Source organism: Mesorhizobium sp. M0306, from assembly GCF_040321655.1.
Classification (GTDB): Bacteria; Pseudomonadota; Alphaproteobacteria; order Rhizobiales; family Rhizobiaceae; genus Mesorhizobium.
Genome location: NZ_JAMYRY010000011.1, coordinates 23,453 through 48,331 on the forward strand (window position 1 = coordinate 23,453; position 24,879 = coordinate 48,331).

Annotated in this window: 17 protein-coding genes and 1 pseudogene; 9 read left to right on the top strand and 9 right to left on the bottom strand. The window is 63.5% G+C overall.

Annotation, left to right across the window (positions count from 1 at the left end):
* Window positions 1–206: 206 nt before the first annotated feature.
* Window positions 207–1,568 carry a pilus assembly protein TadG-related protein gene (locus tag NKI95_RS17300; protein WP_352718315.1) on the bottom strand — a complete coding sequence of 454 codons (1,362 nt, stop codon included), beginning with the start codon at window positions 1,566–1,568 and terminating at the stop codon, window positions 207–209.
* Between the two features lie 328 nt (window positions 1,569–1,896).
* Window positions 1,897–2,766: a transglutaminase-like domain-containing protein gene (locus tag NKI95_RS17305; RefSeq protein ID WP_352718317.1), complete on the bottom strand. Its 870-nt coding sequence runs from the start codon at window positions 2,764–2,766 to the stop codon at window positions 1,897–1,899.
* 179 nt (window positions 2,767–2,945) lie between these two features.
* Here NKI95_RS17305 and NKI95_RS17310 point away from each other — a divergent pair, with 179 nt between their 5' ends.
* The gene (locus tag NKI95_RS17310; protein ID WP_352718319.1) at window positions 2,946–3,617 is read left to right on the top strand and encodes an HAD-IA family hydrolase; all 672 of its coding nucleotides are present in this window, start codon (window positions 2,946–2,948) and stop codon (window positions 3,615–3,617) included.
* A gap of 18 nt (window positions 3,618–3,635) precedes the next feature.
* Here NKI95_RS17310 and NKI95_RS17315 read toward each other — a convergent pair whose 3' ends face one another.
* Window positions 3,636–3,848: a DUF1674 domain-containing protein gene (locus NKI95_RS17315; RefSeq protein ID WP_352465607.1), complete on the bottom strand. Its 213-nt coding sequence runs from the start codon at window positions 3,846–3,848 to the stop codon at window positions 3,636–3,638.
* A gap of 118 nt (window positions 3,849–3,966) precedes the next feature.
* On the opposite strand from NKI95_RS17315, the gene htpX reads away from it, so the two are divergent.
* The 4 genes from htpX (at window position 3,967) to purH (ending at window position 9,957) form a co-directional block, all read left to right on the top strand.
* Complete coding sequence (gene htpX, locus NKI95_RS17320; protein ID WP_352718322.1) at window positions 3,967–4,983, top strand: zinc metalloprotease HtpX; 1,017 nt, start codon at window positions 3,967–3,969, stop codon at window positions 4,981–4,983.
* Window positions 4,980–6,362 carry an RsmB/NOP family class I SAM-dependent RNA methyltransferase gene (locus tag NKI95_RS17325; protein ID WP_352718324.1) on the top strand — a complete coding sequence of 461 codons (1,383 nt, stop codon included), beginning with the start codon at window positions 4,980–4,982 and terminating at the stop codon, window positions 6,360–6,362. The genes htpX and NKI95_RS17325 overlap by 4 nt, the downstream gene beginning before the upstream one ends.
* Before the next feature lie 145 nt (window positions 6,363–6,507).
* Window positions 6,508–8,256, top strand: coding sequence for a heparinase II/III family protein (locus NKI95_RS17330; protein WP_352718326.1), 1,749 nt, complete (start codon window positions 6,508–6,510; stop codon window positions 8,254–8,256).
* Window positions 8,257–8,340: 84 nt separating this feature from the next.
* Window positions 8,341–9,957 carry a bifunctional phosphoribosylaminoimidazolecarboxamide formyltransferase/IMP cyclohydrolase gene (gene purH, locus NKI95_RS17335; protein WP_352718328.1) on the top strand — a complete coding sequence of 539 codons (1,617 nt, stop codon included), beginning with the start codon at window positions 8,341–8,343 and terminating at the stop codon, window positions 9,955–9,957.
* 125 nt (window positions 9,958–10,082) lie between these two features.
* Here purH and NKI95_RS17340 read toward each other — a convergent pair whose 3' ends face one another.
* Both NKI95_RS17340 and NKI95_RS17345 read right to left on the bottom strand, forming a co-directional pair.
* The gene (locus NKI95_RS17340) at window positions 10,083–11,459 is read right to left on the bottom strand and encodes an MFS transporter (protein ID WP_352465602.1); all 1,377 of its coding nucleotides are present in this window, start codon (window positions 11,457–11,459) and stop codon (window positions 10,083–10,085) included.
* 189 nt (window positions 11,460–11,648) lie between these two features.
* Complete coding sequence (locus tag NKI95_RS17345) at window positions 11,649–16,445, bottom strand: NAD-glutamate dehydrogenase (RefSeq protein ID WP_352718330.1); 4,797 nt, start codon at window positions 16,443–16,445, stop codon at window positions 11,649–11,651.
* A 131-nt stretch (window positions 16,446–16,576) separates the two neighbouring features.
* Here NKI95_RS17345 and NKI95_RS17350 point away from each other — a divergent pair, with 131 nt between their 5' ends.
* Together NKI95_RS17350 and NKI95_RS17355 are read left to right on the top strand one after the other, a co-directional pair.
* The gene (locus NKI95_RS17350; RefSeq protein ID WP_352718332.1) at window positions 16,577–17,140 is read left to right on the top strand and encodes a peroxidase-related enzyme; all 564 of its coding nucleotides are present in this window, start codon (window positions 16,577–16,579) and stop codon (window positions 17,138–17,140) included.
* A gap of 137 nt (window positions 17,141–17,277) precedes the next feature.
* Complete coding sequence (locus NKI95_RS17355) at window positions 17,278–17,601, top strand: YciI family protein (RefSeq protein ID WP_352489156.1); 324 nt, start codon at window positions 17,278–17,280, stop codon at window positions 17,599–17,601.
* 7 nt (window positions 17,602–17,608) lie between these two features.
* Here NKI95_RS17355 and NKI95_RS17360 read toward each other — a convergent pair.
* A pseudogene (locus tag NKI95_RS17360) lies at window positions 17,609–18,223 on the bottom strand (LysE family translocator).
* 394 nt (window positions 18,224–18,617) lie between these two features.
* Between NKI95_RS17360 and NKI95_RS17365 the strand changes: the two are divergent.
* Window positions 18,618–19,244 (top strand): DUF1062 domain-containing protein, encoded by a 627-nt coding sequence (locus NKI95_RS17365; RefSeq protein ID WP_352718334.1) that lies wholly within the window; start codon window positions 18,618–18,620, stop codon window positions 19,242–19,244.
* A 59-nt stretch (window positions 19,245–19,303) separates the two neighbouring features.
* Here the strand turns inward: NKI95_RS17365 and typA are convergent, their stop codons facing one another.
* Window positions 19,304–21,133 carry a translational GTPase TypA gene (typA, locus tag NKI95_RS17370; protein ID WP_352465599.1) on the bottom strand — a complete coding sequence of 610 codons (1,830 nt, stop codon included), beginning with the start codon at window positions 21,131–21,133 and terminating at the stop codon, window positions 19,304–19,306.
* A gap of 198 nt (window positions 21,134–21,331) precedes the next feature.
* On the opposite strand from typA, the gene NKI95_RS17375 reads away from it, so the two are divergent.
* A complete protein-coding gene (locus tag NKI95_RS17375; protein ID WP_352718336.1) occupies window positions 21,332–21,613 on the top strand; it encodes a hypothetical protein in 282 nt (93 codons plus the stop codon).
* A 46-nt stretch (window positions 21,614–21,659) separates the two neighbouring features.
* On the opposite strand, the gene NKI95_RS17380 is transcribed toward NKI95_RS17375, so the two are convergent.
* Together NKI95_RS17380 and NKI95_RS17385 are read right to left on the bottom strand one after the other, a co-directional pair.
* Complete coding sequence (locus NKI95_RS17380) at window positions 21,660–23,234, bottom strand: alkaline phosphatase D family protein (RefSeq protein WP_352718339.1); 1,575 nt, start codon at window positions 23,232–23,234, stop codon at window positions 21,660–21,662.
* Between the two features lie 280 nt (window positions 23,235–23,514).
* Window positions 23,515–24,798, bottom strand: a complete 1,284-nt coding sequence (locus tag NKI95_RS17385) for an MFS transporter (protein ID WP_352718341.1) — start codon at window positions 24,796–24,798, stop codon at window positions 23,515–23,517.
* Window positions 24,799–24,879: the final 81 nt, after the last annotated feature.

The window sequence follows — 24,879 nt, forward strand, 5'->3', positions numbered from 1 at the left end:
AAGGAGGTGATCCGATGTCGAGTGATTTCGTTTTCCAGAACGTGGCCTCAGCGGATCGCACTTTCGGGAAGCAGTCTTCCCGTTAAGGCGCGAGATGCGCGGCTGGCGACCAATGTCGCCGCCAGGAGCCGCGCCATGGACGGAAACACGGAAGGCCGCCGGCTTCGCGAGAAGCGGCGGCCTTTTCCTTTTTGGGCTGTTGTCCCCTATTTGGTTACGGTCAACATCTCGACGTTGCGCGCTATATCCTGGAAAGCCTGGTTGAGTTCCGTTCCATTGGCCGCCTGATAAAAGTGCTTGATCTTGGCGGTGTCCGGGCTCGCGCAATCCTGGAGCGTCGCCTTGGCATTCGTTTCGTTTAGGTCAAACCCGATGGTGAATATCTCGATGCCCTTGTTGCGCATCGCAGCGCAGAGTGTCTTGGCGGCCGTGCGGGTCGGCTCCTTGCCGGCGTCATTGTAAACGTCGCTGACGGTGCTCGCATCGAAGTAGGACAGGTTGAATTCGCCATCGGTCATCAGGATCGCGATCTTGGCAACCTTCTTTGGATCCATCTTGGCCGGCCGTTCCGAGGCTTTCATCACACTGCCCCAGTTTTCCGAAAGCATGTACCAGCTCCACTGCACGCCGATATGGCCCGCGGTGCCACCCGATGCGACAAAGGTCTTGATGACGTTCTTGAGCGCCGTGGCGTCCGCCGTCAGCGGTTTCAACGCGGCGGCAGGGCAGGCAGCCGTGCCGGTCTGCCAGGCGAAGGATGACAGCAGGTAGTCGCGATTGACCATGCTGGCGTCGGGGCCCGCATCCGAATACTGATAGGTCCCTTTGCGCTCGGTGGCACAATTGTCCGGACGTACAAAGCCGGAGACATACTGTACGGCGCCATTGCCGGGCGCCTGCTTGCGCTGGCTGGTGGAGGTTTCGACATAGACGCTGCTGGCGGCAAGCGCGCCGGCATTCACCGAATTCGCGTAGGGCACGATGGAGACGCGCACTCGCGGGTTGGCAGGGTCCTGGCCGCCCAGAAAGCTGTCGACAGCATTCGCCGCAGCCGCCCGCAGATCGATGATTTTCTGGCCGGCCATCGACCCGGTCACGTCCAGCATCATCGCGACTTCGATCTGCTTGTCCGAGTAGAGCGCCGTCGTCGATGCTGGAACGCGCTGCATGCCACCCGTGCTGAAAAGCGGGAAATAGTAGTTGACGTTGACATGGGCGTCCGCCTGGACAGTCTTGGCTGTCCTGTCGACAACCAGATTGTCGAGAACGATCTGGTTGTCCTGGAGGATACCCGCCGTGCTGTTGGCATCGAAAAAGGCCTGCACCGATTTGCTGGCGTCGGCCTCGCTAATAACGCCGGTTGTCAGGTCGCGGGCCGTCGAGGTGACCGCTGCATCGACGACGCCTTGCAGGCTCGATTTTACATTGTAGAGTTGGGATACGTTGACGGCAAAGCCGACACTCAGTGCCAGCACTGAGCCGATTATCCCAAACAGGACCGCGAAATTTCCGCTGCGATCCCCGGCAAAGCCGCCGATCGTCTGAACAAGACCCCCGAAACGCCGCATTCCTTCCGCCTCCATTCGCTACAGCCTGCAGCTGTCCGAACGTGCATTGCAGGAATCCGGCCGGATCGCGCCGCCGGGCGCGGGAAAGCGAGCGGCTCCCGCCCAGGCATTGTTTCCAAACGGTTTCGAGCGGCGGCAAGGTAAACAGCGGGTAAACGAAAGCCGCGTCGGCGCGGCTTTGTTGACAAAGCGCTTACCAAGATCAGGCGCGCAATTCAGGACGACTGGACTGCGTCCCAATCCGGTACAGACGAGATGTATCGAACCGGTTCAGCACGACCGCGGTGGCGGGAAATGGAAACACGGACTGTGAATGTGTCCTGAAAGACTAGGCCAGCATCCGTGCGCTGACGGTCTTGTCGACGCCACGATAAGGCGGCTTGAACAGATTGCCTTCCTGCCCGTGCGTCCAGACCTTGAACAGGCTGAGCCGATGCGGGCCGAAACTGTGCAGCAGCGGCACGTCGGTGGCGTCGCGGCCGCGGGCGATGACGACGCGGCCGATCCTCGGCACATTGTGGCGAGGATCGAAAGTGTACCATCTGCCGTCGAGGAACACTTCCACCCACGCCGAGAAATCCATTGGCGCCGGATCGGCGGGCACGCCGATATCGCCGAGGTAGCCGTTCACGTAACGGGCCGGGATGTTCATGCAGCGGCAGAGCGTGATCGCCAGATGGGCAAAATCGCGGCAGACGCCGACGCGTTCCTCATGCGCCTGCGCCGCCGTGCGGGTCGAGCGCGCATAGCCGTAGCCGAACGACAGCCGGTTGTGGACATAGTCGACGATCGCCTGCACCCGCGCCCAGCCCGGCGGACGCTGGCCGAAAAGTTGCCACGCCAGATCACCGAGATGATCGGTCTCGCAGTAACGGCTGCCGAGCAGATAGCCGAGCACCTCGTCCGGCAATTCGGCGACCGGGACTTCCCTGGCCAGCGTTTTGACTTCGTCCGGCTCGCCGCTGTCCTCGACCACCGCGTCATAGAGGATGCGAAAGCTTCCGGCCGGCGCCGTGAAGCGGCGGCAGCTATTGCCGAAAAGATCGTGGTAGACCCTGGTCGGGACCGACGGCGACGTCAGCACGCGCGTCTGCCGCTTGATGTCGGCCTGGCGATCCCTGTGGATATCGAGCAGCGAAACGACCGGCGTGGCTGCAGGGCATTCAATGGCAATTTCATAGCCGAGCCTGATCAGCATCGCCGTCCCCCTACGATCGTCATGGAAGATAGTACTGGTCAACGCAGGAGAGTGTGCGGCGGTTCCTTGCGAACGTCGAAAACGACGCCCTCGCGGCTTCCCATACGGACGCGGCAACGTTACGGTCGATCGACACGCGTCTTTCGAAATAATCCCTCCAAGATGACCCCGGAAAACCGATGTTTGCAGGCAGAAAATTCGCGGCCTTCCTGTTCGATATGGACGGCACGATTCTCAATTCGATTGCCGCGGCGGAAAGGGTCTGGGCAGCTTGGGCGCATCGGCAAGGTCTTGACGTCGCTGCATTCCTGCCGACCATCCACGGCGTGCGGGCGATCGAGACCATCGGCCGGCTGGCGCTCCCAGGCGTCGATCCTGCCCGCGAAGCCGATTCGCTTCTGCAGGCCGAGGCGGCCGATGTCGAGGGCATTCGCCCGATTGCGGGCGCCGCGGCCTTCCTGGCGTCGCTGCCGCCCGGAAGCTGGGCGATCGCGACCTCGGCACCGCGCGAGCTCGCCCTGCTGCGCCTGCAGGCCGCCGGTATTCCGGCTCCCGCCGTGATCGTCGCGGCGGAGGACGTCTCCCGCGGCAAGCCGGCACCCGACTGCTTCCGGCTGGCGGCCGAACGGCTCGGCGTCGATGTTGGCGACTGCCTCGTCTTCGAGGACGCGCCGGCCGGCATAGCGGCTGCCGAAGCCGCGGGCGCCGCAATCGTGGTGATCAGCGCCACGCACCGGCATCCGTTGGAGACGCCGCATGCCACCATCGCCGGCTATGACGCGATCGGCATCGCCGTCGATTCCAGCGGCTGGATTGCCATCGAAGTGGAGCGGGCCGCGCAGCCTGCGTAGTTTGGCACCCTGCTTGGGCTAAAAGTCGCTGGTCAGACCCTTGACCTCCCAGTCGCCATAGCGGCCAGGCTCCTTGCCGCCGCGCCCGCCGATCTCTCTCGGTTGTGCGGCTTCCTTCTCGCGATATTTCTCCCGCCGGGCCTCGGCCTCAGCCAAGGCACGCCGTGCTGCTGGCGTCACCGGCTGTTGCGGCTCGCCGTTAGCATTTGTTGTGCTGGTTTCGTCGATCATGCGATCTTCCGCTAGATTGAAACAGGCCCCCGATTGAAACGGGAACCGCTGTTTCCCATCATATAGCGATGGGCCCACAAGGATCGACCCCCTTTGTTGGGCCAGAACGGAGCAGACGATGAACACCCTTCGCACCGCCATGCTTTTGGCCGCAATGACGGCCCTGTTCATGGGCGTCGGCTATCTGGTCGGCGGATCCGGCGGCATGATGATTGCCTTGCTGATCGCCGCCGGCACCAATTTGTTCAGCTATTGGAACGCCGACAAGATGGTGCTGTCGATGCACCGTGCGATCGAGGTCGACGAACGCAACGCGCCTGAATATTACGCCATCGTGAAGGGTCTGGCGCAACGTGCGGGCCTGCCAATGCCGAGAACCTATCTCATCGACAATCCGCAGCCCAATGCCTTCGCCACCGGCCGAAATCCGCAAAATGCCGCTGTCGCCGCCAGCACCGGCCTGCTCGAGCAGCTCTCGCATGAAGAAGTCGCGGCGGTGATGGCGCACGAGCTCGCCCATGTGCAGCACCGCGATACGCTGACCATGACGATCGTCGCCACCTTTGCCGGCGCAATTTCGATGCTCGGCAATTTCGCCTTCTTTTTCGGCGGTAACCGCGACAACAACAATTCCTTTGGCATCGTCGGCGTGCTGGTGGCGATGATCGTCGCGCCCCTTGCCGCCATGATCGTGCAGATGGCGGTGAGCCGCACCCGCGAATACGAGGCCGATCGGCGCGGTGCCGAAATCTGTGGACACCCGCTGTGGCTCGCCTCGGCACTTGACAAGATCGCGCGGGGCGCCGAACGCATCCGCAACCCGGATGCCGAGCGCAATCCGGCAACCGCCCATCTCTTCATCATCAATCCTCTTTCCGGCGAGCGTATGGACAGTTTGTTTTCCACTCACCCGAGCACAGAAAACCGCATCGCCGCCTTGCAGAGGATGGCGAGCGAAATGGCCGGCGCACCCGAAGCGGCCGCGACGCCAAAGCCGGCGCCGGAAGGGACCGGGCAGCAGCCGTCGGGTCCGTGGGACAGGGCCGCCCAGCCCGAGAGGCCGGCTGAGCCGGCCAAGCCGAGACCCAATCCCTGGGGACGCAATCCGACCGGACCCAAAGGTCCGTGGTCGTGAGCTTAGCGAAGCGCCGGCACGGAATTTCAGGCGATCGTGAACACAATTCGGGCGGCGAGGCTGTTGCCGGCCTCGCCGCGCGCAAGGCAGCCGCGCGCCTGCTTGCCGCCGTCATTGACGCGAAAACGCCACTCGACGGGCTGACCGACCAAGAGAACGGCCATCCGCAGTACAAGGCGCTCGACCTGCGCGACCGCGCCTTGGTGCGCGCCATTCTGGTCACCGCCCTGCGCTACCGCATGACCATATCAGGCCTTTTGGCCCGCCGCCTGGAAAAGCCGCTGCCGCCCAACGCCACGGCGCTTTCGCACATCTTGCATGTGGCGGCGGCGCAGATCCTGTTCCTCGATGTTCCCGACAGCGCCGCCGTCGACCTCGCCGTGACGCACGCCAAGTCCGATCCGCGCACGGCGCGCTTTTCCGGCCTCGTCAACGGCGTGCTGCGCACGCTGGCGCGGGCCAAGCAGGACGAGCTCGCGGCCGCACTTGCCGCCACCGACGAGGCGCCAAAATGGTTTTCCGACCGTTTGAAAACGGTCTACGGCCTCGACAAGGCCAGGCAGATACTGCTCGCCCATCGCCATGAGGCGCCGGTCGATTTCTCGGTCAAGTCGGACCCGGCGCTGTGGGCCGAACGGCTCGGCGGCTTTGTCTTGTCGACCGGCACGGTGCGGGTGGAAAAGCTCAGCGCTTCCGTTACCGAACTGCCCGGTTTCGCGGAAGGCGCCTGGTGGGTTCAGGATGCGGCGGCCAGCCTGCCGGCCCGGCTGTTCGGCAACGTCAATGGTTTGCGAATCGCCGACCTCTGTGCCGCCCCCGGCGGCAAGACCGCCCAGCTGATCCTCGCCGGCGCCCACGTCACCGCGCTCGACATGTCCAAAACGCGGCTGGCACGGCTGACGCAGAACCTCGAACGGCTCGGTCTGGCCGCGGAGATCGTCCAGGCCGATCTGCTCAAATACGAGCCGAAGGACCTCTTCGACGCCGTCCTCCTCGACGCACCTTGCTCTTCGACCGGCACGGTGCGGCGGCATCCCGACGTCCCCTGGACTAAGACGGCGGCCGACGTCGAAAAACTGGCCGACCTGCAACGCCGGCTGCTTGCCCGCGCCGTCACCTTGGTCAAGCCTGGTGGACGCATCGTCTTTTCCAACTGCTCGCTCGATCCGCTCGAAGGCGAAGAGCTCTATCGCGACTTTCTCGCCGGCAATGCGGAAATCGTCGACGACCCGCTTCGGCCGGGTGAGATCGCCGGCATCGACCCGTTCCTGACCTCGCAAGGCACGTTGCGCACCACGCCTGCCGATCTGGAGCTAGGCTCGCCGGCACGTTCCGGGCTGGACGGTTTCTTCGCCGCCCGCATGCGCAGAGCCGGCTAAGGCCGATCTCGAAGCGCCATCCGGCTTCTAGGGGCGAGGAGGCATGGAAAACAGGCTGAACGGCCACGCTGCCACGGAATTCGCCTTCGCACAAGTTCTTGAATCATATAAACTTGTGCTTGGGTGAGGACGATCAGGAGGGGTTTTGGCAATCGCTGCCGGTAACACGACGCGTCTGTGGACGCTTGTCGCGAGGGAGTTCTGGCGCAAGACGCGCCGGCGTTTGCGTGCCGGGCCACTCTATCGCTGGCGCTACTCCGGCCGCACGCCGGAGCGCGTCCTGATTGCCCCGCCGGACCTGCGCCTCGCCGATCCTCAGATCGCGCTCGAGATCTATTACGGCCGCTATCCGCTTTCGGGGCATCTGGTCGAGACCGGTGGCAAATCGCCCTTCCAGATCGACGTGCCCAATCCCGGCTGGCAAAAGACGCTGCATGGCTTTCGCTGGCTGCGCCATATGCGTGCCGCGGGTACCGAACTCGCCGCCGCCAACGCGCGGGCGTTGGTTTCCGACTGGATTGCAATCCATGGCAGCCATATTTCCGGCGTCGCCTGGGAGCCCGGCACGACGGCCAAGCGTGTCATTGCCTGGCTGCAGCATTCCTCGATCGTGTTGCAGGGCGCCGAATTTCCGTTCTACCGCGCCTTCCTGAAATCGCTCGCCGTCCAGATCCGCTATCTGCGCGCCATGGCGCGCGAGATGCCGGACGGCAAGGACAGGCTGCGCGCGCGCATTGCGCTGGCCTTTGCCGCTTTGTCGCTGCCGGCGCCGGCCTCGGCGCTGCGCGGTGCCACCCGCAATCTCGCCGAGGAGCTCGACCGCCAGATCCTGCCTGACGGAGGCCATATCTCGCGCAATCCGATGACCGTGCTTGAAATCCTCGCCGACCTTCTGCCGTTGCGCCAGACATACGCCAATCAGGCCGAGACGCCGCCGGCCGCCCTGATCGGCGCCATCGACCGGATGCTGCCGGCATTGCGCTTCTTTCGCCATCAGGATGGTAGCCTTGCCCGCTTCAACGGCATGGGCGCCACCATTCACGACCGTATCGCCAGCATCCTGCATCACGACGACACCGCCGGCGCACCATTGCTGCACGCGCCGCATTCGGGTTATGAGCGCCTGTCGATGGGCGGTGTCACGGTGATCGCCGATAGCGGCCCGCCGCCGCCCGTCGACGTATCCAATGCCGCTCACGCCGGATGCCTCGCCTTCGAATTGTCGTCGGGCCGCCAGCACTATATCGTCAACGCCGGCATAGACACTTATGGCGCCGCCGAGTTCCGGCCGCTTGCCCGCGCCACCGCCGCCCACTCGACCGCCACCATCAACGACACGTCGTCGGCGCGCTTCAACCACTCCCTGCGCGTCAACGACCTGCTCGGCACGCCCTTGATCGGCGGGCCGCAGCATGTGCCTTGCAAGCGCACCGACCAGAAGGGCAGCCAAGGCTTCATCGCCCGCCATGACGGCTATGTGGCGCGCTTCGGCTTCCTGCATGAGCGCGAGCTGAAATTATCGACCGAAGGCAATGTGCTTGCCGGCAGGGACCGCTTCCTGCGTCCGGGCGGCGCTTCTATCCGCAACAATGGCCGTGATTTCGTCACGGTGCGTTTCCATGTCCATCCCGATATAAACCTGCTCCAGGATGAGCATGACCGTCTGGTGCTGGCCGCCGACCACGCCGACACCTGGGTGTTTACCTCTACCGAAGTGGCACCCGAGGTCGAGGAATCGATCTATTTCGCAGGGCTCGGCGGCCCGCGCCGCAGCCGCCAGATCGTGCTTGCGTTTAAGGCCTCGGAAATTTCCGAGGTCCACTGGCAATTGACGCGCACCATCATCGCCGGCCGTCCGGAAAAAGCTGAAGCCGGTGGCAACGGCAGGCACTGATCAAGCCTTGCGGCTTGATTTCCGGGCCTCATATGCTACGGCCCGCGGGCGCTCTCCAACCAGAACTGGAAAGGCCGCCAGCCCATGGCCGTCGCCGCCAAGAATATTCCCGCGCCCGACCTTGTACCCATCCGTCGCGCGCTGCTCTCCGTCTTCGACAAGACCGGCCTGATCGATTTCGCCAGGGCGCTGGCTTCGGCCGGCGTCGAGCTGGTCTCGACCGGCGGCACCGCAAGGGCCCTTGCCGAGGCAGGCATGGCGGTGCGCGACGTGTCCGAGCTCACCGGCTTTCCCGAGATCATGGACGGCCGCGTCAAGACGCTGCACCCGTCGGTGCACGGCGCACTGCTTGGCGTGCGCGACGATCCCGAGCACGCCGCGGCGATGCGCGACCACGGCATCGAGCCGATCGATCTCGTCGTCTCCAATCTTTATCCGTTCGAGGAGGTGCGTCGCTCCGGCGCCGACTACGCGGCGATAGTCGAGAACATCGACATCGGCGGCCCGGCGATGATCCGTGCCTCGGCCAAGAACCACGCCTATGTCGGCATCGTCACCGACCCCGACGACTATGCCTCGGTGCTCAACGCGCTGGAGATGAATTTCGGGTCGTTGTCGCTGGATTTCCGCAAGAAGCTGGCAGCCAAGGCCTTTGCCCGCACCGCCACCTACGATGCGGCGATCTCGGGATGGTTCGCCGAGGCGCTTGAGATCGAGCATCCGACATGGCGCGCCTTCGGCGGCAAGCTGCAATCGGTGATGCGCTATGGCGAAAACCCGCATCAGGGCGCCGGCTTCTATGTCAATGGCGACAGGCGGCCGGGCGTCGCCACGGCGCGCCAGCTTCAGGGCAAGCAGCTGTCCTACAATAACATCAACGACACCGACGCTGCCTTCGAGCTGGTCGGCGAGTTCGACCCGGCCCGCTCCGCCGCAATTGCCATCATCAAGCACGCCAATCCGTGCGGCGTCGCCGAAGCCGCTTCGCTGCACGCGGCCTATGCCAAGGCGCTGGCCTGCGATCCGGTCTCTGCCTTCGGCGGCATCGTCGCCATGAACCGCATCCTCGATGCCGCAACCGCCGAAGAGATCGTCAAGACCTTTACCGAAGTGATCATCGCACCGGAGGCGTCCGAAGAAGCGGTCCGCATCATTGCCGCCAAGAAGAATCTACGCCTGCTGGTCACCGGCGGCCTGCCCGACCCGCGCGCGGCGGGCCTTGGCTTGAAATCGGTTGCTGGCGGCTTGCTGGTCCAGGGCCGCGACAATGCGGTGGTGGATGACCTCGACCTGAAAGTGGTGACCAGGCGCGCTCCGACGCCGGTCGAATTGGCCGATCTGAAATTCGCCTTTCGCGTGGCAAAGCACCTCAAGTCGAACGCCATCGTCTATGCCAGGGATGGCGCCACTGTCGGCATCGGCGCCGGCCAGATGAGCCGGGTCGATTCCTCACGCATCGCCGCGCGCAAGGCGCTCGACGCGGCCGAGGCCGCCGGTCTGACGGAGCCTTTGACCAAGGGCTCGGTCGTCGCCTCGGATGCCTTTTTCCCGTTCGCGGATGGGCTTTTGTCGGCAATCGAAGCCGGCGCCACTGCCGTGATCCAGCCTGGCGGCTCGATGCGCGACGACGATGTCATCGCCGCTGCCGACGCCCACGGCATTGCCATGGTCTTCACCGGAGTGAGGCACTTCCGGCATTGAACTCCCTCCCTTCCCCCTCGTGGGGAGGGTAGGATCTTTGCGAAGCAAAGTTCGTGAGACGGGGTGGGGCAGCGCCGCCCCCACCCCGCTCCGCTTCGCGGATCTACCCTCCCACGGGGGTAAGCTCACTCCGCGGGCCGATCCGCCGGATAGGGCGTGCCGATCAGGATCGCCATGCCGGCGCCGAGGAACAGCACAATCGCCGCCATGCCGAGCCGCGCCGAGCCGCTGGCCAGGGTGATCGTGGCCACCATGAAGGGTGCGGCAAAACTCGTTGCCCGGCCGGCCAGCGCATAGATGCCGAAATAGCGGCCCGATTCGGCAGCGGTGACGCTGCGCGCCATGTAGGAGCGCGACGATGCCTGCACCGGCCCGAAGGCAAGCCCGATCAGCAGGCCGTAGAAAATGTAGGCTTTTTCCGCCGCCGTGCCGAACAATCCCCCGCCGTCCAGTCCGGGCATCACCCAGGCACCGAACAGCGTATAGCCCGGGCCGGTCGAGACGATGCCGATGGTGGCAATGCTCAGCATGACAAGCGAAATCATCACTATGGTCTTGGACCCCAGTGCTGTGTCGAGGCGTGCGGCAACCAGGCAGCCGACGATGGCAACGACGTTGAGGATGATGCCGAACAGGCCGATCTCGGTAATCGACCAATGGAACATTGCCGCCGCAAACGTTCCGCCCAGCGCCAGCAGTGCGTTGACGCCGTCCTGATAGATCATGCGGGCGACGAGAAAGCGAAAAATGCCGCTACGCTTGCGCACTTCGGCCAGCGTCGACTTCAGTTCCGATAGTCCCTCGCGCACCGCCGGCCCGATTGGAATGCCTTTGATCGCATCAGGCGTGAAGAAGAACATCGGCAGGATGAACAGGAAATACCAGGCCGCCGACAACGGTCCGGTGGCGCGCGCGTCCTCGCCTAGCCTGGGATCGAGGCCGAAGATCGGGTCGAGCCCAACGACGGTCTTGCCGGTTTCAGGCGAGCCGGCCATGACGGTAACGACGAAGATCAGCGCGATCATGCCGCCGAGATAGCCGAGCCCCCAGGCCATGTTCGAGATCCTGCCGATGTCGCTCTTCGGCACCAGGCGCGGCATCATCGAATCATTGAACACGGTCGAGAATTCCGCCGCGACCGACGCCAGCGAGAACAACGCCACGACCAGAAAAAGATTAGAGCCGGGCGCGGCGAACCACAGCAGGGTGAGGCAGGTGATCTTGACCGCGGCGAAGAAGGCTATCCACGGTTTGCGTGGTCCGGTCTGATCGGCGATCGAGCCGAGGACCGGCGACAAAACGGCAATGACGAGGCCGGCGGCGGCAATGCCGTAGCCCCAGGCCGCTTGCCCGGTCTCCGGATTGCTGGCCATGCGCGAGACGAAATAAGGACCGAAGATAAAGGTGGTGACGACCGTGAAAAACGGCTGTGCCGCCCAGTCGAACAGCATCCATCCCCAGATGCCGCGTCCCGATGCCCGCTGCACTGCCATCTCAGCCATGTCCCCTCCGCTGGAGCTTGCTCCCTGCCGATCGAATCGGAATGACGCTCCGTCTTCTTGTTGAGCACGATCTTGTCCAAAAGCCGATCGTCACTTTTTGGGATCATGCTCCGGCGCCCCCCAAGGCAGCGCGCCATTCGCTCTATAGCGCAGTTCTTCCCGGCAATCCCGCGCGATGTGGAAGACGTCTCACAGCCCCGTCAGATCGCTCATCAGGCCGGACGCCACCGACAGCCGCGACACGGTGATGTCGCCGCCCTCGGTCAGAGCCTGCAGCCGCTCGCGGATGCGTCCGACCCGTTCGCCGCCGGCCTCCAACCATGCCGTCACCGGATCCGCCGCCTCGGCATGACTGGTGAGTGCCGCCACGGCGATGCCGCGCCTGGCCGCGCCGATCGTGTCGGTGGCGCGGGAAAGCGCCAGTTGATCGTAATAATCCGAGGGCGTGATCGAGCGCGCCGCATCTTCGACGCGCGGGATGCGGAAGACATCGCTGACTGCAAAAAACGCCTTGGCGGCAGCGACGATGCCGGCATTTGACGTCCGCGCTGTCAGCGCAATGTCGGGGATGAGTTCCGCCACATCGGTCAACGCCAGTTGCTCGGCAAGGCTCTCGGGCGCGCCGCCCTTCGACAGGCTGTGCCGCCGTTCCTCGATCCGCTCGCGCGAGAAGGCCGGCAGCAGCGAAACGAGCTTCGGCTCCAGCGCCTTGCGCGCATCCTGCAACTCGGCAATCCGCTGCCCGAGCGGTGCAGTGCCGGCATCGTTCTTCAGGTACCAGCCGCTGGTCACAAAGATCAGCCGGCTGACGGCCTGATAGAGATCGAGCTGGATCTGCCCGTCGATCTGGTTGTCGAGCGCGTCGATCTGGCGATAGAGCGCCGGCAGCGCAAAGCCGTCCCGCACCACGGCGAAGGTGCGCACGACATCGGCCGCACTGCGCCCAGTCGCTTCCTGCAGCCGGTTGACGAAGGACGGGCCGCCGCGATTGACCAGATCATTGGCGACGACACGGGCGATGATCTCGCGGCGGAGGCGATGGCCGTGGATTTCCGCAGCATATTTCTTTGCCATGCGGTCGGGAAAGTAACCCATCAGGTCGCGGTCGAAATGCGGATCGTCCGGTACGTCGCTGGCGACGATATCGGAAAACAGCACGATCTTGGCATAGGCAAGCAGCACGCCGAGCTCAGCCCGGGTCAGCGGCTCGCCGCGCGTCTCGCGCTCGGCAAGGGCCGCCGGCGACGGCAGCGTCTCGACGGCACGGTCCAGTAGTCCGCGCGCCTCCAGCGCCGCCATGAAGCGGCTCTGATGGGCGATGTCGGCGAGGCCGCGCTTACGGGCAAGGGACAGCGCCAGCGTCTGCTGGTAATTGTTGGACAGCACCAGGGCGCTGACCTCATCGGTCATCTCGGCCAGCAATCTGTTGCGCGCTGTCCGGGTCAACGATCCCTTGCGCATGGCGGAAGCCAGCGCGATCTTGATGTTGACCTCAACGTCGGAGCAGTTCACGCCGCCCGAATTGTCGATCGCATCTGAGTTGCAGCGGCCGCCATTCAATCCGAATTCGATGCGCGCCCGCTGCGTGACGCCGAGATTGGCGCCCTCACCGATGACTTTGGCACGCAGGTCGAGTGCGGTGATCCGGATCGCGTCATTGGCACGGTCGCCGACATCCTGGTTGGTCTCGCCCGATGCCCTGACATAGGTGCCTATGCCGCCGAACCACAAAAGGTCCGCCGGCGCCTTGAGGATGGCACTCATGATCTCGACCGGCGTGGCCGTTGTCTTGCCGAGGCCGATCGCTGCAGCCGCGGCCGCCGGCAAGGTGATCGACTTCTGGCTGCGCGAGACGATTATGCCGCCTTCGGACAGCTTCGTCTTGTCGTAATCCTGCCAGCTTGAACGGGCGAGAGCGAACATACGCCGGCGCTCGGCCATCGAAGCCGCCATGTCGGGATCGGGATCGATGAAGATGTCGCGATGATCGAAGGCGGCTATCAGCCGGGTCTGCTCCGACAGCAGCATGCCGTTGCCGAACACGTCGCCCGACATGTCGCCGACGCCGACGACAGTGAACGGCGTGGTTTGGATGTCGCGGTTCATCTCGCGGAAATGGCGCTTGACCGCTTCCCAGGCGCCCTTCGCGGTGATGCCCATCTTCTTGTGGTCGTATCCGGCCGAACCGCCGCTTGCGAAAGCGTCATCGAGCCAGAAGCCGTGCTTTTCGCTGATGGCGTTGGCGGTGTCCGAGAAGGTCGCCGTGCCCTTGTCGGCGGCGACGACGAAATACGGATCGTCCTGGTCGCGCCGCACCACGCCGGCTGGCGGGATGACGCCGTCCAGCCCGATATTGTCGGTGATCGACAACAGGCTGGAGACGTAATTCTTGTAGGCGGCCGTGCCGGCCTCGAAAATGGCGTCGCGCCCGGCGCTCATCGGCAGCTTTTTCGGGTAGAAGCCGCCCTTGGCGCCAACCGGCACGATCACCGCATTCTTGACCTGCTGTGCCTTGACCAGGCCGAGCACCTCGGTGCGATAGTCCTGCGCACGGTCCGACCAGCGCAGGCCGCCGCGCGCGACCGGGCCGAAGCGCAGATGCACACCCTCGACCTCGGAGCCGTAGACGAAGATCTCCCGCCATGGCCGCGGCGCCGGCAGCCCGTCGACCGATTGCGAATCGAGTTTGATCGCCAGCGATTGGCCCTTCCCTTTCGTATCGGCAACGAAATGATTGGTGCGCAGCGAGGCTTCGATCAGGTTCAGATAACGGCGGATGATGGTGTCGTCGTCGATGTTGGGAACGTCTTCCAGCGCATCCGTGATCTTGGCCTTCAGATGTTTGGCCTGGACGACGCCTTCCGTTTCAGCCGTCGGGCCGAGGCGGGCGACGAACAGCGCATGCAGGCCGCGGGCGATCTCGGGATAACGGTTGAGTGCGGCGGCGATGAAATCCTGGCTCTGCGGGATACCGGCCTGCTGCAGATAGCGGCCATAGGCGCGCAGGACGGTGATCTCGCCCGACCACAGGCCGGCGGTCTGGGCAAGGCCGTTATAGCCGTCATTGTCGACATCGCCGCGCCAGACGGAAAGGAACGCATCCTCGAACAGCGCGCCGCCATTGCCGAGATCGATCGGCCTGCCGTAGCTGTTCTCGAGTTCCATGTCGTGGATGAAGACCATGCCGGATTGAATGTCGCCGACCCCGAAAGTGCGCTCGCTGATGACGCGGAAACCGATGTTTTCCAGCACGGGCACGCGCCGCGACAGCGCCACCGGGCTGCCATGGTGATAGATCTTCAGCGCCGCCTGATGCGGCTTCTGGGCGGCGTGACGGTAATAGTCGATGGCGATCGGATTTGACGCATCGAGCCTGGCGATGCGCCCGGCGTCGGCCAGCGCCACGCCCGGCGGAAAACTGTCGCGATAACTTTCCGAAAAACGCGAGGCGATGGCCGTGAGTCTCGCATCGGCGCCGGTCTCGGTCGCGGTCTCGCGCAGTGCATCGTCCCAGGTCCGTACGATGTCGCGGATCGCCGCCTCGATCGTCGCCTGCTCGACCTTCGGCGTCTTGCCGCCGGAGCGGCCGATGATGAAATGGACGCGCGCGAGCCCGCCTTCCGGGAAGGCCGGATAATAGGCCGACAGCCGGCCTTCGAAGACGGTCTTCAGATAGGTGCCGATCTTCTCGCGCACGACGCTGTCGTAGCGGTCGCGTGGCACGAAGACGAGCACGGAGACGAAGCGGTCGAACTGGTCGACACGCACCAATGCCCTGACGCGCGGCCGCTCGATCAAGCCCAGGATGGCTTCGGCATGCTTGCGCAGGATCGGCACCGGAACCTGGAACAGCTCGTCGCGCGGATAGCTCTCCAGCACGTTGATCAATGCCTTGCCGGAGTGGTCGCCTGGATTGAAGCCGGATTTGGCAATGACGGTTTCCGCCTTCGAGCGCAGATAAGGGATTTTCATCACCGAGCGCGTATAGGCAGTCGAGGTGAACAGGCCGACGATGCGGAGTTCGCCTGAAAGCACGCCTTTGCCGGTGTAGGTCTTGATGCCGATGTAGTCGAGGTAGATGCGGCGGTGCACCGATGACTTGGCGTTGGCCTTGGTGACGATCAGCGGTTCCGGCCCATGCAGGAAGGCGCGGATTTCCGGCGTCGTGCTCACCGCTTCGGTGCCGCGCCTGAGCACCAGCACGTCGGGATCGGAAAGGATGCCGAGGCCGGGCTTTTCGGCGCGCTCGAGCATGCCGCTCGTCTCGCCGCCGGTGTAGTTGAATTCGCGCATGCCGAGAAAGGTGAAATTGTCGTCGCGCAGCCATTCGAGGAAGGCGATCGCCTCGGTGACATGGGCCTTGTCGAGCGGCACTGGCGAGTAGCGGAATTCCGAGATCGCCTGGTCGAGGCGGGCGAGCATCGGCTTCCAGTCGGTGACGGCGGCGCGCACTTGGCCGAGCAGCTTGGTCAGGCGTGCGGCCAGGCCTTCGGCCTGCTCGGCCGAAAGGCGCCCGATATGGACATGGATGACGCTCAGTCGGTCATGGCTGTGGTCGCCCTTGGCATAACCGCCATCGCCGAGGATTTCCTCGACGCCGTTCTTGCCGTGCTTGACGACTATGACCGGGTGGGTAACCAGCAGCGGCTCGCCAGCGCTCTCGGTGATCTCGCCGAGGACGGAATCGAAAAGGAACGGCATGTTGTCGTTGACGACGGTGATCACCGTCATCGGCCGGCCCTGGCGGACGACTCCGGAATCGACGTCTATGGCAACGACGCAGTCGTCCTTCTTGTGCCTGGCCACGGCGCGGCCGGCGAGTTCGGCAGCGCGTTCGAGATCGATGACGTCGTAGGCGGCGACATCTTCGGCCGGAGCTCGGGCCAGCAAGTAGTCGGCAAGCCTGCCGGGCTTTTCGCCGCCCGCGGCTTCACCCCTCGTCAAGCCGGCTTTTTTCAACCGGCTCGCTGACTTTACGCTGGCCATGAATTCCCTCCCGTCACATGTTTTTGCGGCTATGCTAACAGATGACCGGTATTTGGCGACAAAGGTTTGACGGCTTGCGACGAAATGTCGGAATTCACCGGCAGCCTGGCGAGAAACGAGGAGAAATCCCCATGACGCACAAAATCACCGCGCTTGACCTGGCACCGGCGGAGCTGAGCGACGCGACCAAGGCTTATTTCGCCAAGTGCCGGGAGAAGCTCGGCCTCGTTCCCAATGTGCTGCTCGCCTATGCCTTCGACGAGAAGAAGCTGCGCGCTTTCACCGACATGTACAATGATTTGATGCTGGGTGAATCTGGCCTGTCGAAACTCGAGCACGAGATGATCGCGGTGGCCGTCTCGTCGGTCAACCATTGCTACTATTGCCTGGTCGCGCATGGCGCGGCGGTGCGCCAGCTTTCCGGCGACCCGGCCTTGGGCGAGATGATGGTGATGAATTTTCGCGCCGCCAAGCTGTCGGACAGGCAACGCGCCATGCTCGAATTCGCGGTGAAGCTGACCGAACAGCCGGCAAAGATCGTCGAAGCGGACCGGGCGGCGCTGCGGCAAGTCGGCTTTTCCGACCGCGACATCTGGGACGTCGCCTCGACCGCGGCGTTCTTCAACATGTCGAACCGGCTGGCATCGGCGATCGATATGCGGCCGAACGATGAATACCACGCGATGGCGCGATAGGGCGCCGCTGGTGGGATCCAACCGCACATTATATTAGCTACTTCGCATTCTCGTTGCTTGTTTGCCGGTTTGGTCCGATGATCGGCATGCGGCATGACCGCATGCCGGTTCGATGCCGCCGATCAAAGGAGGAGAACATGGCGAAATTTCTCTACGTCTATCACGGCTCGGGCAAGATGCCGACCGAGGAGGCCGAACGGAAGGCAGCGATGGATGCCTGGAACGGCTGGTACGGCAAGCTTGGCTCAGCCGTGGTCGACGGTGGCAATCCAGTCGGCATGTCGAAGACCGTGCTGCCCGGCGGCAAGGTCGAGAACAATGGCGGCAGCAATCCGACCGCCGGTTACACCATCATCGAAGCGAAAGACATCGACGATGCCGTCGGCAAAGCCAAGGATTGTCCTATCTTGACGGACCCGGGTTTCAGCGTCGAGATCGCACCGATAATCGAAATGGGTTGACGCCGGCTCAAGACCGCGCGGCGATTGCCGCCGCAGCGCCGGCCATGGTGCCGGCGCTGATGCGGTTGGCGATCTTCATCGCCCGCTTGCTCCTCAAGAGCTTGCGCGCCTGCGATGCGGCGAGCACCCATGTCAAATCGATGGCGACCAGGACCACGGCCATGGTCGCCGTCAGCTCGACCCAGCCGACCATGCTGACCGAACCGAGGTCGATGATGGTCGGCAGCAGCGCCAGATAGAACATCATGATCTTGGGGTTGCCGAGCGTCACCGCCATGCCGGCAAAGAACAGCTTAGCCGGTGAATCTTCGCGCGGCAGCGAACCTTCCTTTGCCTCGACCGATGCCCTCCACATCTTCCAGGCAAGCCAGGCGAGATAGACGACGCCAACCCATTTCACGACGACAAAGGCAAAGTGGAACGTCTGCGCCACCACGGCGAGGCCGAACACCGCCAGTGACAGCTAGATCGCTTCGCCGATCCACATGGCAACCAGGAACGGAAACACGTCGCGAAACCCCTTTGCGATGACCCGCGCCACAAGAGCGGCGATCGATGGGCCGGGCGAGCCGGCGGCAACAAGCAGGGCGCCGGCAAAAATCAGCAGCGATGTGAAATGCATGACGCGGATCTCGTTTGAAATTTTTGGGTCGTTCAACATAACCCAACTGTTCCGGCGACGGTAGCGTCCACCGAAACAAGGCTTGTCGGCCAGGCGCCTCGCGGCTAGAAATATCGTCCCGACATCATTTCGAGCTTCATTTTGCCTACGTAACCGCCGGTCTCGTCAACTCCCCCAGCACAGAGCAGGCCGTCGCAGTCGCGGTGCCTGTTTTCACATGATCTGTTCTTCAGGGTGGCGGTTCGAGACCGGTTTGGCACTGCTGAACCGCTGTCGCGCATAGCCACCCGCGACACCTGATTTCAACTGCCGCAGTCTCTCGCCACGCCGTGCCCGCATGGGTATCTCGACATCGCCGATCTGACGAACTTCCCGACGGGAAGGGCTTTTCGGCATGCCTTCGATACTGCGTATCCGCTGGGCGATCGCGCCCAAAACCGCACCTCGACCTCACCTCAATTGCAATCGCTGCGGCGGCCTGAAAGCCTATCGCTGCAGCGGCAAATTCCGCGTCAACGTCAATGGCAAATGCATTGACGCCTGGTTGATCTACCGCTGCATCGACTGCGACAATTCCTGGAATTTCGGCATTCTGGAGCGCTGCAGCCGCCGCGATATCGAACCGGCAATATTGCAGGCGCTCGAAAGCAACGATCCGGTCCTGGCGCGGCGCCATGCTTTCGATGTTGCCGCATTGCGAAGCAGGATCGGGCGCGTTGAGGAGTTTCCTGAAGCCATCGTTCATAAGCAGGTGCTCGGGGACAGGCCGGAAAATACCAGCGCTCTCGAACTTCAGCTCTGGCTCGAAATGCCGACAGCCTTGCGGCTCGACCGGTTGCTGGCCAGCGAACTCGGTGTCTCGCGATCGCGGCTTCAGGCTTGGGAAGAGAAGCGATTGCTGGTGGTTGGTCCGGACGGGGCCAAAGCCTTGCGCAGGCCGGCTCGGGCGGGAACGGCGATCCGCATCCACCTGTCTGGCGAACCAGACCGGGACGGCATTATCGCGGCTGCCGGCGGGTAAGATAAAAAGGGAGGAAGCACGCACGTGCTCCCTCCCTCATAATGGCTGAGAAAAGTGGCTTATGCCGCGCCGACCACTTTCGCTGATTTTTCAAAACGCTTGCGCTCGTTCGGGTCGAGATAGAGCTTGCGCAGGCGGATGGTCTTCGGCGTCACTTCGACCAGCTCGTCGTCCTGGATCCAGGCCAGCGCGCGTTCCAGCGTCATGCGGATCGGCGGCGTCAGCTTCACCGCCTCGTCCTTGCCGGCGGCGCGGATGTTGGTCAGCTTCTTGCCCTTCAGCACGTTGACTTCGAGGTCGTTGTCCCTGGAATGGATGCCGATGATCATGCCCTGATAAACCTTGACGCCGGGGTCGATGACCATCGGGCCGCGGTCTTCCAGGTTCCACATGGCGTAAGCCACCGATTCACCCTGTTCGTTGGAGATCAGCACGCCGTTGGTGCGGCCCGGCAATTCGCCCTTGTAGGGTTCATAGGCATGGAACAGCCGGTTCATGACAGCGGTACCGCGCGTGTCGGTCAGCAGCTCCGACTGGTAGCCGATCAGGCCGCGCGTCGGCGCGTGGAAGACGATGCGCTGGCGATTGCCGCCCGACGGGCGCAGTTCGACCATCTCGGCCTTGCGCTCCGACATCTTCTGCACGACGACGCCGGCATGCTCCTCGTCGACGTCGATGACGACTTCCTCTACCGGCTCCAGCAATTCGCCGTTCTCGCCCTTCTGCATGACGACGCGCGGCCGCGACACGGCGATCTCAAAACCTTCGCGGCGCATCGTCTCGATCAGCACGGCCAACTGCAATTCGCCGCGGCCGGAGACGAAGAACGAATCCTTGTCCGGCGATTCCTCGATCTTCAGCGCGACATTGCCTTCGGCCTCGCGCAGCAGGCGGTCGCGGATGACGCGGCTGGTCACCTTGTCGCCTTCGGTGCCGGCCAGCGGGGAATCGTTGACGAGGAACGACATCGTCACTGTCGGCGGATCGATCGGCTGCGCGTGCAGCGGCTCGGTCACCGACAGGTCGCAGAACGTGTCGGCGACAGTGCCTTTCGACAAGCCGGCGATGGCGACGATGTCGCCCGCCTGCGCTTCGTCGATCGGCTGGCGCTCGAGCCCGCGGAAAGCGAGGATCTTCGAGATGCGGCCGGTTTCGACCTGGGTGCCGTCATGGTGCAGCACCTTGACCGCCTGGTTGGATTTCAGCGTGCCGGATTCGATACGGCCGGTGATGATGCGGCCGAGGAACGGATTGGCTTCCAGAATGGTGCCGATCATGCGGAACGGGCCGGGATGAACGGTCGGCGCCGGTACGTGCTTGATGACGAGGTCGAACAGCGGCGCCAGAGCCTGGTCCTTCGGACCTTCGGGGTTTTCCGAGACCCAGCCGTCGCGGCCTGAACCGTAAAGGATCGGGAAGTCGAGCTGCTCGTCGGTCGCGTCAAGCGCCGCAAACAGGTCGAACACCTCGTTGACCACTTCGACGTGGCGGGCATCCGGCCGGTCGATCTTGTTGATGACGACGATAGGCTTCAGTCCGACCTTGAGCGCCTTGCCGACGACGAATTTGGTCTGCGGCATCGGCCCCTCGGCGGCGTCGACCAGCACGATGGCCGAATCCACCATCGACAGGATGCGCTCGACCTCGCCGCCGAAGTCGGCGTGGCCGGGCGTGTCGACGATATTGATGCGGGTATCCTTCCAGTCGACCGAGGTCGCCTTGGCCAGAATGGTGATGCCGCGTTCCTTTTCGAGATCGTTCGAATCCATGGCGCGCTCGGCGACGCGCTGGTTGTCTCGGAACGAGCCGGACTGTTTCAGAAGCTGATCGACGAGGGTGGTTTTTCCATGGTCGACGTGCGCGATGATCGCGATGTTGCGGATTTTCATGTTTTGGTCTCGGGAGCGTTGCAGGCAGCAGGCCAAAAGGCGCTGCCTCTTTCGGTTGGGCGGCTCATACAGGGTTTTTCGCAATTGCGAAAGAGGAGGCGAGCCACCAAATAAAGTCACCAAATCTTAAATGTCTTGGTGTGAAGTGGAATTATTAACCAAGGCGGAACCTTTCATGGTCCGGGCAGTTCGAATTTCATGATCGACGCAGGCATCAGACTCCGGCCGATTTTGGCATGTACCGCACTCGCCGTCCTCCTCGCGGCAGGCGCGGCGCAGTCGGCGGCGTCGTTCAAGGAGACGCGGACTGCTTTGCCGTCCGACAAGCGGTCGGCGGAGCAGCTTTTTGCCGATGCTCCCGATGGCGTCGATTCGGTGGTGACCGGGCCGGTCAGCGCCGCCTTCAAGCAGCGGCAGCAAAATGCCGGATGCGACAGCGCCGTCTGGCCCAACATTCCCGTCGTCTGCTATCCCGATTGATACACGTCCTACCCTCGGGCTAGCCCGAGGGTAGTGGCGCAGTCGCTCACGCCGACCGCACTGGATCGAGCGTGACCTTGTAGAGTTCGCTGTCGTCGCGATCCATCAGCCGCACCGTCAACTGCTCGGTGGCGCCATCGATGTCGACGAGCCCGAAGAACTGCAGGCCGGCCGACGGCGGCAGGTTTTGACCCTGTTCGGCCGTCGGTGCCTTTATGAACTTCAACTCCGGGCCGAACGTCATGTCGAAACCATTAGGCCCGAACGTGCCGGAATGGATCGGACCCGAAACGAATTCCCAAAACGGGTTGAAGTCCTGGAACTGCGCCTTGTCCGGATTGTAGTAATGCGCGGCTGTGTAATGCACGTCTGCGGTGAGCCAGACAGTGTTACTGATGCCCGCATTCTTTATATAGCGAAGAAGGTCGGCAATTTCCAGCTCGCGCCCCTTGGCCGGGCCATTGTCGCCATTGCTGACTGCCTCGGCCCCGACCTTCTTGGTACCGTCATTCCAGACCACGAGGCCGAGCGGCATATCGGCGGCGATGATTTTCCACGTCGCGTTGGAATTTGCCAGCTCGCGCTTCAACCATTTGATCTGCTGTTCGCCGAGGATGCGCGATTCAGGCGTCATCGTCTCCTGCATGTCCGAACCGTTGGGGCCGCGGTAGGAACGCATGTCGAGGAAGAACACGTCGAGCAGCGGACCATAGGCGATCTTGCGGTAGACGCGGCCGGGCTCCGACGGTTCGTAGCGGATGGTCGTCATCTCGTGGAAGGCGCGCGCCGCACGTGCCGCAAGCACATGGATTGACTTTTCGGTGTAGCGGTCGTCGGCCGACAGGTCCTTCGAGTCCGACCAGTTGTTCAGCACCTCATGGTCGTCCCACTGATAGAAAGTCGGGCAGATGGCGCTGAGCGCAAGAACGTTCTTGTCCATCATGTTGTATTTCCACTGCGCCCGGTATTCGTCCAGCGTCTCGGCAACCTTGCGCTTCTCGTCGATCAGCACTGTGTTTTTCCACTTGCCGCCATTGGGCAGGTCGACCTCGTCCTTCATCGCGCCATCGGCATAGATCGTATCGCCCGAATGCAGGAAGAAGTCGGGCGTGTGCTTCGCAATCGTGGCATAGGTCTTCATGCCGGTGTCATCGATGCCCCAGCCTTGGCCGGCGGTGTCGCCCGACCAGGCGAAACGAATGTCGCGCTTCGAGGCAGGTGCCGTGCGGAAGCGGCCGACGATCGGCTCGGAAACGGCGTTGATGTCGGAAAGATCGGCCGCGACCATGCGGTAGAAGATGTCCTGGTCGGAGGCGAGATCGGTAAGCAGCCGCTTCACCGTATAATCGCTGGCCGGCGAGGTGTCGAGCGGCGCCAGGCGGACGGCATTGGCGAAGCTTTCCGTCGACGACACTTCGAACATGACGCGCGACGGCCGGTCCGTGCGCGTCCAGACCATGCCGCTGGTCGCGTCGACGTCGCCGGACTGAATGCCATGGGTGAAGGCCGGGCGCTGATTGGCGCGCGAGTAAGAGGGAAGGGCGAGACCCGAGGCGCCGACCAGGCCAACGGCGCTGGCCGACGTGACGAAAGCGCGCCGTGTCATCGAAATCTTGTTCATGGCTGTCTCCTGGATGGCGTTGAACGTCGCCGCCAAGCTCCAGCTTCAATGTTTCAGGCACATTTCGAAACGATGAAGGTTTTCTGACGATCAACAGGCTGGCGAATCTCCCTCCTTGAGGGGGAGATGTCGCCGAAGGCGACAGAGGGGGTTGTCTCGCATGGAGCGCCGACCTCTTGCGCCTACGATAAGGGGCCGAGCCCGGTCGGACCGCCCCCCTCTGGCCGCTTCGCGGCCATCTCCCCCTCAAGGGGGGAGATTAGCGCTCAGCCGTCGCAGCTCAAGCCGCCTGCGGTTCCGGATCAAACGCCGGGCGGGCGGTGTTGATCAGCAGCGAGATGCAGGCGGCGGCTATTGCCGTCATGCCGGCGATCAGGAAGGCAAGCTCGTAATTGCCTTGCAGCTCGCGCATGGTGCCGCCGAAAAAGGCCGCTGTCGCCGCACCGACCTGATGGCCGGCGACGATCCAGCCGAAGACGATCGGCCCGCTGCGGTCGCCGAACGCCTCGTTGGAAAGCCTGAGCGTCGGCGGCACGGTGGCGATCCAGTCCAGTCCGTAAAACACGGCGAAGATGATCAGGCTGGTGGCCGAGAAGCCGGAATAAGGCAGATAGATCAGCGACAGGCCGCGAATACCGTAATAGACGCCGAGCAGCTTGCGGGGGTCGAAACGGTCGGTGAGCCAGCCCGACAGTGTCGTGCCGATAAGATCGAAGATGCCCATCATCGAGAGCAGGCCTGCGGCCTGCACTTCGCCGATGCCCATGTCGCCGCAAAAGGCGATCAGATGCGTGCCGACCAACCCGTTGGTGGTGAAGCCGCAAACAAAGAAGGTGGCGAACAGGTACCAGAACACGCGCGTACCGGCAGCTCGGCGCAACGTGCTCAGTGTATGCGCGAGGAAATTGCCTTGCGCGGCCGGCGGCGCCGGCGGCACGTCGTCGGCCTCGGCACCGTAACGCATCATGCCGATCGAGGCCGGGCGCTCCGGCACCAGCATGTAAACCAGCGGCACCAAGGCGGCGGTGGCCACGGCAATGGCAATGGCGACCGGCTTCCAGCCGCCCGACTGGGCGAGCGAGGCGAGCAGCGGCAGGAAGACCAGCAGACCGGTGGCGCTGGAGGCCGACATCAGCCCCATCACCAGGCCGCGATTGGTCTTGAACCAGCGGTTGACGATGGTTGCGCCGAGCACGGTGGCGACAGCGCCCGAACTGATGCCGGAAAACACGCCCCAGGTGAGGAGCAGATGCCATGGCTTGGTCATCAGCAGGCTGAGCGCGGTCGATCCGGACATCAAAAGCAGCGCGGCAAGCAATGTGCGGCGCAGCCCGATCCGCTCCATCAGCGCTGCGGCAAAGGGCCCGGTCAGGCCATAGAGGAAGATGCCGGTGGCCGCCGCCAGCGAGACGACGTCGCGCCGCCAGCCGAAACTGTTCTCCAGCGGCAGCATCATGACTGCCGGCGCCGAACGCAGGCCCGCCGCGATGAGCAGGCAGAGGAAGATGACGGCGACCACGACGAAAGCGTAGCGCTGGCCAAACGGACGGGATTGAGCTATCATGTTACTGACCGGTACGTTGCAGGAGCGCGAAACATACGTACCGACCGGTAACATTGTCAACCAGGCAATCGGCAGACCAGG